Genomic DNA, 10,480 nt, shown 5'->3' with positions numbered 1-10,480 from the left:
AAGTAACGAAGTTTGATGCAAATGTCAGATCGTATGCGCCTGTTAGGGCGCGGCTGGTAAGAGAGCCTTACAGGCGCATCAGAAAAACCTCCGGCTATGCCGGAGGATATTTATTATTTCCAGGTTAATCCTTAGAATGTTTTTTAATCTGCGCTGGGTTTTTCCGCTTTTCCTGCCAGCAAGGCAAGAAAGTCATAGCGTTTTTGCAAATCCAATGCGGCATCTCGCCATAATTGTTCAGCTACTTCAGGCTGTTGCGCATTCAGGCGACGGAAACGCTGTTCATTAAGCAACGTTTCCGCTAGGGCATCAGACGGTGGCCGAGAGTCCAGCGCCAGCGGCGGCTTGCCTTCATCCGCACGGCGGGGATCAAAGCGGTATAACGGCCAGAAACCGGTCGCCGTTAACTGGCGCATCTGGTCATGGCTTAGCGCCAGATCGTAGCCATGTTCCTCACAGGGACTATAGGCAATGATCAGCGACGGTCCTGGCCAGGCTTCGGCCTCCTGGATGGCTTTCACCGTCTGGTTTAACTGCGCGCCCAGCGAAATTTGCGCGACATAAACATGACCATACATCATCATGCTGACGCCAAGATCTTTACGGGCTTTACGCTTGCCATGTTCGCCAAACTTAGTGACGGCGCCAAGCGGCGTCGCCTTCGACGCCTGGCCGCCAGTATTGGAATAACACTGCGTATCCAGAACCAGAATATTGACATTCTCCGTCAGGCTTAACACATGGTCTAAACCGCCAAAGCCGATGTCGTATGCCCAACCATCGCCGCCAATCAGCCAGATTGATTTTTCTACCAGCGCATCAGCATCTTTTAACAGTTCCTCTGCGCCCGCAACCGATTTCAGATGTTGGCGTAATGCGGCGACCTGTTCACGCCGAACGTCAGGCGTTGCTTCGGCATGCAGCGCATCGTTTAATTCCGCCGGAATGCGATCGGCGAATTGCGCCAGTAAACGCATGACGCGCGCCCGGTGCTGATCCACACTCAGACGGAAACCGAGGCCAAATTCCGCGTTATCTTCAAATAGCGAATTCGTCCACGCCGGGCCGCGTCCGTTGGCATCGGTGGTATAAGGCGTAGAGGGTAAGTTACCGCCGTAAATAGAGGAACACCCCGTGGCGTTAGCGATTAACATTCTGTCGCCATATAACTGAGTCAGCAGTTTAATATACGGCGTTTCACCGCAGCCGGAACAGGCGCCGGAATATTCAAACAGCGGCGTAATGAGCTGCGATGTGCGGATATCAATCCGTTCCAGTTTGCTGCGATCGATTTCCGGCAAGTCGAGGAAGAAGTCATAATTCACTTTCTCTTCTTCCACATGCTCAAGGCGCGACATCATGTTAATCGCCTTGATCTGTGGATTTTGCCGATCTTTAGCCGGGCAGACCTCTACGCATAAATTACAGCCAGTACAGTCTTCCGGCGCGACCTGCAGCACATATTTCTGGCCGCGCATATCGCGGGACTTCACGTCCAGCGAATGCAGACTGGCTGGCGCGTTCTCCATCGCCTGCGGGGAAACGACTTTCGCACGAATCGCCGAGTGAGGGCAGGCGGCGACGCAGTGATTACATTGTGTACACAGTTCCTCTTTCCAGACAGGAATCTCTTCGGCGATATTGCGTTTTTCCCAGCGGGTGGTGCCCATTGGCCATGTTCCGTCCGGCGGCAGCGCGGAAACAGGCAGTGCGTCGCCGAGGCCCGCCAACATGGCGGCGGTAACGGTTTTCACGAAATCCGGCGCGGCGTCGGAGACGACCGGCGGGCGATGCGCGCTGTGTGGATTAACCGCCTGCAACGGCACTTCCGCCAGCGATTCCTGCGCCAGAGCCAATGCCTGCCAGTTACGCTCAACCAGATCCTGACCTTTGCTGCTATAGCTTTTGGCAATCGCGCCCTGCAGCTCAACCAGAGCGCTATCGCCCGGAAGAATATGCGTCAGGTGGAAGAACGCCATTTGCATGACGGTATTGATGCGGGCGCCCAGTCCACATTCGCGGGCGATTTTCGCCGCGTTGACCACGTAAAAACGCGCCTTTTTCTGATTCAATACCGCCTGAACTTCTTGCGGCAGACGCGACCAGACCTCGTCGGCGCTGTACGGCGTATTAAGCAGAAAGATACCGCCTGGCTTCAGACGCTCCGCCATCTGATATTTATCGATAAACTGTAATTGATGGCAGCCGACAAAATCCGCCTGAGCAATTAAGTAAGCGGAACGAATGGGTTTTTCGCTGACGCGCAGGTGCGATACCGTGAGTCCGCCAGCTTTTTTAGAGTCATAAACGAAATAACCTTGCGCATACCACGGCGTAGAATTACCGATAATTTTAATATTATTTTTCGTGGCGGATACGCTGCCGTCGCTTCCCAGACCGTAAAATAACGCTTCCAGTTTAGCGCTGCCGGGCAGGGTATTTTCCGGTAATGGCAGCGAGAGATTAGTGACGTCATCATAAATGCCCACCGTAAACCGTGGCTTGGGTTTCGCGCGGCTGAGTTCATTAAAGACCGCCAGTACGCACGCCGGGCCGAACTCTTTGGATGATAGCCCATAACGGCCGCCAATGGTGCGCGGCAATGTTTCGCGCTCGCCATTATTAAAGGCTTCCGCCAGTGCGGTCATCACGTCCAGATAAAGCGGCTCGGCCTGGGCGCCAGGCTCTTTGGTGCGATCCAGCACGGCGATAGCGCGAACGGTTTCCGGTAATGCTTGTAACAAATGTTTGGCGGAGAAGGGGCGGAACAGACGGACTTTCAGAACGCCGACCTTTTCTCCGCGTATCAGTAGCTCGTCCACGACCTCTTCGCAGGTGCCGAGGGCGGAGCCCATCATAATGATGACCCGTTCAGCCTGGGGATGACCATAATATTCAAATGGCTGGTACTGGCGGCCTGTAGCATCGCCAAATGCCTTCATCGCCTCTTCAACATGATCATAAACGGCGTTGTACCACGGGTTGGTCGCTTCGCGAGACTGGAAGTAGGTATCCGGATTCGCAGAAGTTCCACGAATCACCGGATGCTCCGGATTCAGCGCGCGGGCGCGGTGAGCGTCGATCTCCGCCTGCGGCATCAGGTTCAGAATGGTTTCATCCGTTAGCGGTATAATTTTGTTGATTTCATGCGATGTACGGAAGCCATCAAAAAAATGAATAAACGGAACGCGGCTTTTCAGCGTAGCCCTGTGCGCGATCAGCGCAAAATCCTGCGCTTCCTGAACGCTGGCGGCGCATAACATCGCGCAGCCTGTCTGGCGGACCGCCATCACATCGGAATGGTCGCCAAAAATAGAAAGCGCGTGTGTGGCGACGGTGCGTGCGGCAACGTGCAGTACAAACGGCGTGAGCTGCCCCGCCAGTTTATACAGCGTTGGGATCATCAGCAGCAGCCCCTGCGATGATGTAAATGACGTAGAAAGCGAACCGGTTTGTAACGCACCGTGAACGGCGGCGATCGCACCGCCTTCCGACTGCATCTCTACCACACGCGGCGTATCGCCCCAGACATTTTTAAGCCCATTGCCGGCCCAGGCATCCGCTTGTTCAGCCATTGTTGAACTGGGCGTAATCGGGTAAATGGCGATAACCTCGCTGGTACGGAACGCCACCGACGCTACTGCGCCATTACCGTCAATCGTTTGCATATGACACCCTTACATTGCGCAAAAAAGAGGGACACGCATAATCGTGAGCGTATCCTGTAGTTATCCTTTTATTTTAGCAAAGCCCTTCAAGCCCCATTTTCGCTTTTGTGTCCCTGGCGGGAGGAGAATGGCGATTTCTTGCCGAAAAGACGTAAAAAATTGCCAATAAATGTTAATGAAGCGCATAAATGCGCGCTTTGCCTCTCGACGCGTCAGTTTCTGCTGCCTATTATTTAGGGCGGTGTCGTTTGGATGAATAAACAGAGGGGAGAGAAATGCGCGCAGCGTTTTGGGTGGGATGTGCCGCGTTATTATTGTCGGCTTGCAGTAGCGAACCTGTTCAGCAGGCAACTGCGGCGCATGTTTCGCCAGGGATGAAAGCGGCGATGTCCAGCGCCGGCGAAGCGAATTGCGCTATGATTGGCGGTTCGCTTTCAGCGGCCCGGCAGCTTGATGGTTCAGTAATTGGTATGTGCGCGCTACCCAACGGCAAACGTTGTAGCGAACAGTCGCTTGCCGCCGGAAGCTGCGGGAGTTATTAAGCGCGGCGTTTCGCCTGACGCGTATAACTTTTCACTTAATGGCTTAGTGCGCTAAATCCGCCAGTTTATACATTAGCGTTGTTTCTGCCGTCGCCAGCGTTAATTGGTTCGCAGTTAAATCGACTTGCGCTCCTTTGCTGAAGAGCTCGCTGAGGGTGCCGTCCAGCGCATTAAGCTGCGGATCGGCGCACATCATTCGGGTCATCGCTAAATTTTTCACTTTTAATTCGCCGTCCGATAGTTTTCCTTCGCCGGTGAATTGATTGCACATTTTGCCGGATACCGTCATGTCCTCGCCAAAGCTGAGCTCCGGGCCGGTGACCGTTTTACCGTTTACGCTTTCCAGAACAAAGCGGTGGTGCTCCAGTTGCTCGCGTTTGACGGACACTTTTCCACTGCTCACACACCCTGTCATTATGATGCTCAGGGCGACCAGCGTGACGATTTTCTTCATTGATATTCTCTGTAATCTGATAGTTAACACTGACTATAGTAATGATATGACCGGATAGATCTTCAGGGGTTATCCGAAAATGCTCCTCTGAGCGCAGGGGAGCGACAGGATTAGAACAGCGCGTTCGGGCAGGCTTCGCCCTTCTCAAGCTGGCTTAAGTTTTGTAACGTGGTTTCAGAGATGCTGATCAGCGCTTCTGCGGTCAGGAATGCCTGATGCCCCGTAAACAGTACGTTATGGCAGGCCGACAGACGGCGGAAAACATCATCCTGAATAACATCGTTTGACTTGTCCTCAAAGAACAGGTCGCGTTCGTTTTCATACACATCCATCCCCAGCGAGCCGATTTTCTGATTCTTCAGAGCTTCGATAGCCGCCTGGGAATCAATCAGCGCGCCACGACTGGTATTAATGATCATAACGCCATTTTTCATTTGATCGAATGCCGCATGGTTCAGTAAATGGTAGTTTTCCGGCGTGAGCGGGCAGTGCAGGGAAATGACATCCGATTCGGCAAACAACGTTTGCAGATCCACATACTCGACGCCGAGGTCAAGCGCGGCAGTGCTGGGATAGGGATCAAACGCCAGTAAACGCATTCCAAAGCCTTTCAGGATACGCAGCGCGGCGACGCCGATTTTACCGGTACCAATGACGCCAGCGGTTTTTCCGTGCATGGTAAAGCCGGTCAGTCCCTCAAGGGAAAAGTTAGCGTCGCGGGTGCGTTGATAAGCGCGGTGAATACGGCGGTTCAATGTCATCATCATGCCAATCGCATGTTCAGCGACGGCTTCCGGAGAATAAGCCGGTACGCGCACCACCTGCAAGCCGAGTTCTTTAGCGGCATCCAGGTCGACATTATTAAATCCGGCGCAACGCAGCGCGATGTATTTCACGCCGTGTTTTTTCAGCTCTTCCAGTACCGGTCGGCTCCCGTCGTCATTCACGAAGATACAAACTGCTTCACATCCATTGGCGGTTTTCGCCGTTTTCTCGGTTAGCAGAAAATCAAAAAACTCCAGTTCAAAACCGAACGCTTCGTTCACTTGCTGTAGATATTTCTTGTCATACTGTTTGGTACTATAGACGGCGAGTTTCATATGACCTTCTCCAGTGATGTTAGAATCACACAAATATGCTTAAAATTATCTTACAAAAAATCAAAAATAATTGATAGTCATACATATGATGAATAATTTTAGGTTATCATTCTCCACGACGCCTCAAATAGTCGGAGGGCGGCCCTGCAACACGCATAACGTATCACCCGTTTGCAACATGAACTATTAGGCTATGTACGGGCAATCATGCCAAAATAAAGAGATAGCCGACTGAATTTTTCGTTAAATCAGGAAATTAATGGCCCATGAAGGGTAAATATAAAGCCGCCCTTGCGCTACTGTTACTGCTGATTCTTGTCCCTCTGACGCTACTGATGACCCTCGGGCTGTGGGTTCCCACTCTGGCGGGAATTTGGCTACCCGTCGGTACCCGTATCGCTCTGGAACAAAGTCCACGCCTGACACGTCATGGGTTAGTGATTCCCGATCTTCGCTATCTGGTCAATGATTGTTCGTTAGCGCATATTACCCAGGCGGAACTGACGCATCCCAGCCGTTGGTTGCTGAATATTAAAAGCCTCAAACTGGATGCCGCATGCCTGGCGAAACTGCCGGCTTCGGAAGCTTCTCCCGCCGCGCCGCGTACGCTGGCGCAGTGGCAGTCAATGCTGCCCAATACCTGGATTAACATCGATAATGTCATTCTCGCGCCCTGGCCGGAATGGCAGGGCAAGCTGGCGATCTCCATGACGCCGGTCATTCAGCAGATACGTTATCAGGGCGAAAAAGTAAAATTTCAAGGGCAGCTACGCGGTCAGGCATTGACGGTGAGCCAACTGGAGATCGCCGCGCTGGCCAACCAGCCTCCCGTTAGCCTGGCGGGGGAGTTTATGTTGCCGCTGGTACCGGATGGCCTGCCGGTCAGCGGTCATGCGGCAGCGACCTTGCGTCTGCCGCAGGAACCGTCGCTGGTGGATGCGGAACTGGAGTGGCGTGATAATGCCGGACAGCTCATCGTGATGGCGCGAGGTAATCCTGATCCGATTCTCGATCTCCCCTGGGCGGTAACGCGTCAGCGGCTTACCGTCAGCGATGGCCGCTGGAACTGGCCATATCAGGGATTCCCCTTGAGCGGACGTCTGGCTTTTAATATCGATAACTGGCAAGCCGGGCCGGATAATGCGCGAGTCAGCGGACGCCTGAATATTCTGACCCAGGGCGATGCCGGTAAAGCGAACGCGGTACTGACTATCGGCCCGGGAAAACTCAGCATGGATAGCAGTGAGATGCCTCTACAGCTTACCGGCGAGGCTAAACAGAAGGATTTAATCTTTTATGCCGTATTGCCCGCTATGTTCCGCGGCAGTCTGGCCGATCCGCAGCTCACCTTTGCACCTGGCGCATTGCTACGCTCACGCGGACGGGTGATTGATGCGTTAGATATTGATGAAATTCGTTGGCCGCTGGCGGGCGTTAAGGTAACGCCGCGCGGCGTTGATGGTCGATTACAGGCTATTTTACGGGCGCACGAAAATGAGATGGGCGATTTCGTTCTTCATCTTGATGGCCTGGCCAATGATTTTCTCCCTGATGCTGGTCGCTGGCGGTGGCGCTATTGGGGGCAAGGAAGCTTTACGCCAATGCGCGCCCGCTGGGATATTGCCGGACAGGGCGAATGGCATGATAACACCATCAGGTTGACCAGTTTGTCCACCGGTTTTGATCAGTTGCACTATGGCGCAATGACCGTCACATCGCCAAGACTGGCGCTGGATAAACCTATTGTCTGGGTTCGCGACGCCACAACGCCGTCGCTACAGGGCGCGCTGTCTCTGGAGGCGGGAAAAACCGTATTTACCAGCGGGAGCGTGCTGCCGCCTTCTACCCTTAATTTTAGCGTTGAAGGGCGCGAGCCAACCCTGTTCCAGTTTAAAGGCGACCTTCGGGCGGGGGCGATAGGGCCGGTACGGCTGAACGGGCGCTGGGATGGCGAACGCCTTCGCGGACAGGCCTGGTGGCCGAAGCAGTCGCTTATCGTTTTCCAGCCGTTGCTTCCACCGGACTGGAAAATGACGCTGCGCGAAGGCTCACTGTATGCGCAGGTGGCTTTTTCCGCTGCGCAGGGGCAGGGATTTGAAGCAGGTGGACACGGCGTGTTAAAGGGCGGTAGCGCCTGGATGCCGGATAACAAAATCAACGGCGTCGATTTCATTCTGCCATTTCGCTTCCACAACGGCGCGTGGCAATTGGGGACGCGCGGGCCCGTCTCGCTGCGTATTGCCGGGATAGTCAACCAGGTCACGGCGAAAAATATCACCGCCGATTTACAGGGCGGTTATCCCTGGAGCGAGTCGAATCCATTACTGCTAAGCGATGTCAGCGTAGACGTGCTGGGCGGTCAAATTATTATGAAACAGTTGCGAATGCCGCAGCACGACCCGGCGCTTTTGCGGGTGCAAAATATTTCATCCAGCGAATTGATTAGCGCCATAAATCCAAAGCAATTCGCCATGTCTGGTCCGGTTAGCGGCGCGCTGCCGCTGTGGCTGAACAATGAAAAATGGATAATCAAAGATGGCTGGCTTACGAATCCTGGGCCAATGACGTTGCGTATCGATAAAGATACTGCGGATGCGGTGGTGAAGGATAATGTCACGGCAGGCTCGGCGATTAACTGGCTACGTTATATGGAGATTACGCATTCGTGGACAAAAATTAACGTTGATAACCTGGGCGTACTAACGATGCAGGCGGCCATTACCGGCAAAAGCCGGGTAGATGGTAAAACCGCGATCGTTAACTTGAACTATACCCATGAAGAAAATGTGTTTACGCTGTGGCGCAGTTTGCGTTTTGGCGACAATTTACAGGCATGGCTTGAACAAAATACAGCGTTGCCGCAACCTCCTTGCCGGAAAGACAAGGACTGTGAGGATAAATAATGAAAATGAGTATTGCCATGCTGTCAGCGCTTGCGTCATTTATCGTGGTGGGGTGCACGCCACGTATTGAAGTCGCCGCGCCGGAACAGCCGATTACCATCAACATGAATGTAAAGATCGAGCATGAAATACATATCAAAGTCGATAAAGACGTTGAAGAACTCCTGAAATCACGCAGCGATCTATTCTGAGGCCATAATGAAAAAGTATTTAATACTATGGGTGCTGACGCTGAGCTTGCTCACACCTTCTGTGTGGGCCTTAACCCTGGACGAAGCGCGCACGCAGGGCCGGGTCGGGGAAACGCTGAATGGCTATCTGGTGGCCTTAAAGAATGATGCCGAAACCCAGAAGCTGGTGCTTGATATCAATCATGCCCGTCGCGCCAGTTATCAGCAGTTAGCGGATAGCAATCATCTTCCCGTGGATGAGGTGGCGAAGATGGCAGGGCAAAAACTGGTTAAGCGCGCCAGGCCGGGAGAATATGTCCAGGGAATTAATGGCAAATGGATGCGTAAATAACCGCTTCCCGACAATTTTTTTACCGCAAAATGCATTTTTATATGGGTAATTTTTGAATACGGAGGTCGTATTTACATTAGGCGAACCGGAAGGCTATTTCTATACTGTCGACTGGTATCACTATTCGCGTGAGTAACCAGGTATGACGTCTGAAAAATTATCTGCTGCCTGCCATTGTGGCAGCGTCGTGTTTACCGTTCAACTTAGCGATGGCTTTCATACCGCCAGGCGCTGCAACTGTTCGTTTTGCCGGATGCGCGGAGCGGTGGCAGTGTCTGCGCCGCTATCGGGTATTAAAGTGCTAAAAGGGCAGGATAAGCTTACCGAATATCGCTTCAATACGGGCAAGGCGGTGCATTTTTTCTGTTCGGTATGCGGGATATATACTTTTCATCAGCGCCGATCCAATCCCGATCAATATGGGGTCAATGTGGCGTGCATTGAAAATGTGTCGCCTTTTGATTTCGCCTGCGTTGAAGTCAATGATGGGGTAACGCATCCCAGCGATGGCGGCAGTAGCGGCGTGGTAGGATATTTGCGCTACGAACCTAAGAAGTCACCTCCCGTCGAAACGGGAGGCAAAAATATTTAAGCGGCCACGACGCTGTCAATCGCGGCTTTTGCATCGGCCTGGGCTTTAGCTGCCACTTCCGGCCCGTAGGCGATGCCTTCGGCAAAGACAAAATTCACGTCGGTGATACCGATAAAACCAAGGAACACTTTCAGGTAAGGCGCAATCAAATCCGTCGGGGTGTCTTTATGGATACCGCCGCGGCTGGAGAGAACCACCGCGCGTTTGCCGGTTACCAGACCTTCCGGGCCTTTTTCGGTATAGCGGAAAGTGATACCGGCGCGGGCAATCAGATCAAAGTAGTTTTTCAGCTGCGTCGGGATATTGAAATTGTACATCGGTGCCGCAATAACGATGACGTCGTGGGCTTTCAGTTCAGCAATGAGTTCATCAGACAGCGCCAGAGCGTCCTGCTGACGTGGCGTTAAAGGCGCATCGCCCGGACGCATCGCGCCCACCAGCTCGCCATCCAGCACCGGAACAGGGTTGGCCGCCAGATCGCGGACAGTAATTTCATCTGCGACGTGTTTTTCGCGCCATTGTTCAATAAAATAGTCAGTCAACTGACCAGACTGAGAGTACCCTGCCAGAATACTGGATTTAAGAACTAATACCTTGCTCATGGGTGTTTCCTTTTATGTGTTTGAAGGGGCGTGCCCCGTTGCTTGTTGACACTTTATTCACAAATATGTCGCAGGGATAGCGCAATATATCGAACCC

General features: G+C 53.0%; 10 protein-coding genes. 5 read left to right on the top strand and 5 right to left on the bottom strand.

The window, feature by feature from the left end; translation table 11 throughout:
• Window positions 1-143: 143 nt before the first annotated feature.
• Window positions 144-3,668 (bottom strand): pyruvate:ferredoxin (flavodoxin) oxidoreductase, encoded by a 3,525-nt coding sequence (gene nifJ / locus AAYN39_RS02660; RefSeq protein ID WP_001193255.1) that lies wholly within the window; start codon window positions 3,666-3,668, stop codon window positions 144-146.
• A gap of 60 nt (window positions 3,669-3,728) precedes the next feature.
• On the bottom strand, window positions 3,729-4,040 hold the full coding sequence (locus AAYN39_RS02655) for a hypothetical protein (RefSeq protein ID WP_031603716.1): 312 nt from the start codon (window positions 4,038-4,040) through the stop codon (window positions 3,729-3,731).
• Here AAYN39_RS02655 and AAYN39_RS02650 point away from each other — a divergent pair.
• Window positions 3,944-4,210 (top strand): DUF333 domain-containing protein, encoded by a 267-nt coding sequence (locus AAYN39_RS02650; protein WP_001200680.1) that lies wholly within the window; start codon window positions 3,944-3,946, stop codon window positions 4,208-4,210. The two genes, AAYN39_RS02655 and AAYN39_RS02650, sit on opposite strands and share 97 nt — an antisense overlap.
• A 43-nt stretch (window positions 4,211-4,253) precedes the next feature.
• Here the strand turns inward: AAYN39_RS02650 and hslJ are convergent, their stop codons facing one another.
• Window positions 4,254-4,664 (bottom strand): heat shock protein HslJ, encoded by a 411-nt coding sequence (hslJ, locus tag AAYN39_RS02645; RefSeq protein ID WP_000725242.1) that lies wholly within the window; start codon window positions 4,662-4,664, stop codon window positions 4,254-4,256.
• Window positions 4,665-4,774: 110 nt separating this feature from the next.
• On the bottom strand, window positions 4,775-5,764 hold the full coding sequence (ldhA, locus tag AAYN39_RS02640; protein ID WP_000762205.1) for a D-lactate dehydrogenase: 990 nt from the start codon (window positions 5,762-5,764) through the stop codon (window positions 4,775-4,777).
• A 266-nt stretch (window positions 5,765-6,030) separates the two neighbouring features.
• Here ldhA and AAYN39_RS02635 point away from each other — a divergent pair, with 266 nt between their 5' ends.
• The 4 genes from AAYN39_RS02635 (at window position 6,031) to AAYN39_RS02620 (ending at window position 9,781) form a co-directional block, all read left to right on the top strand.
• Window positions 6,031-8,667, top strand: a complete 2,637-nt coding sequence (locus AAYN39_RS02635) for a YdbH family protein (RefSeq protein ID WP_000677026.1) — start codon at window positions 6,031-6,033, stop codon at window positions 8,665-8,667.
• Entirely contained in the window at window positions 8,667-8,858 is a 192-nt protein-coding gene (locus AAYN39_RS02630) for a YnbE family lipoprotein (protein WP_000784063.1), read from the top strand. The genes AAYN39_RS02635 and AAYN39_RS02630 overlap by 1 nt, the downstream gene beginning before the upstream one ends.
• Before the next feature lie 7 nt (window positions 8,859-8,865).
• Entirely contained in the window at window positions 8,866-9,189 is a 324-nt protein-coding gene (locus tag AAYN39_RS02625; protein WP_000760346.1) for a YdbL family protein, read from the top strand.
• A 142-nt stretch (window positions 9,190-9,331) separates the two neighbouring features.
• A complete protein-coding gene (locus AAYN39_RS02620) occupies window positions 9,332-9,781 on the top strand; it encodes a GFA family protein (RefSeq protein WP_001518898.1) in 450 nt (149 codons plus the stop codon).
• Here AAYN39_RS02620 and azoR read toward each other — a convergent pair.
• The gene (gene azoR, locus AAYN39_RS02615) at window positions 9,778-10,383 is read right to left on the bottom strand and encodes an FMN-dependent NADH-azoreductase (protein ID WP_000048924.1); all 606 of its coding nucleotides are present in this window, start codon (window positions 10,381-10,383) and stop codon (window positions 9,778-9,780) included. The genes AAYN39_RS02620 and azoR overlap by 4 nt on opposite strands.
• Window positions 10,384-10,480 lie beyond the last annotated feature (97 nt).

The organism is Salmonella sp. K21076, assembly GCF_039650795.1.
GTDB classification, from domain to species: domain Bacteria; phylum Pseudomonadota; class Gammaproteobacteria; order Enterobacterales; family Enterobacteriaceae; genus Salmonella; species Salmonella enterica.
The sequence above is the reverse complement of the archived record's forward strand: the minus strand, read 5'-3'. Positions and strand labels throughout refer to the sequence as shown.

Excerpts from the sequence above, each read along its gene's own strand:
- nifJ (WP_001193255.1), bottom strand. The coding sequence starts at position 3,668 with ATGCAAACGATTGACGGTAATGGCGCAGTAGCGTCGGTGGCGTTCCGT.
- AAYN39_RS02650 (WP_001200680.1), top strand. The coding sequence starts at position 3,944 with ATGCGCGCAGCGTTTTGGGTGGGATGTGCCGCGTTATTATTGTCGGCT.
- hslJ (WP_000725242.1), bottom strand. The coding sequence starts at position 4,664 with ATGAAGAAAATCGTCACGCTGGTCGCCCTGAGCATCATAATGACAGGG.
- ldhA (WP_000762205.1), bottom strand. The coding sequence starts at position 5,764 with ATGAAACTCGCCGTCTATAGTACCAAACAGTATGACAAGAAATATCTA.
- AAYN39_RS02635 (WP_000677026.1), top strand. The coding sequence starts at position 6,031 with ATGAAGGGTAAATATAAAGCCGCCCTTGCGCTACTGTTACTGCTGATT.
- AAYN39_RS02630 (WP_000784063.1), top strand. The coding sequence starts at position 8,667 with ATGAAAATGAGTATTGCCATGCTGTCAGCGCTTGCGTCATTTATCGTG.
- AAYN39_RS02625 (WP_000760346.1), top strand. The coding sequence starts at position 8,866 with ATGAAAAAGTATTTAATACTATGGGTGCTGACGCTGAGCTTGCTCACA.
- AAYN39_RS02620 (WP_001518898.1), top strand. The coding sequence starts at position 9,332 with ATGACGTCTGAAAAATTATCTGCTGCCTGCCATTGTGGCAGCGTCGTG.
- azoR (WP_000048924.1), bottom strand. The coding sequence starts at position 10,383 with ATGAGCAAGGTATTAGTTCTTAAATCCAGTATTCTGGCAGGGTACTCT.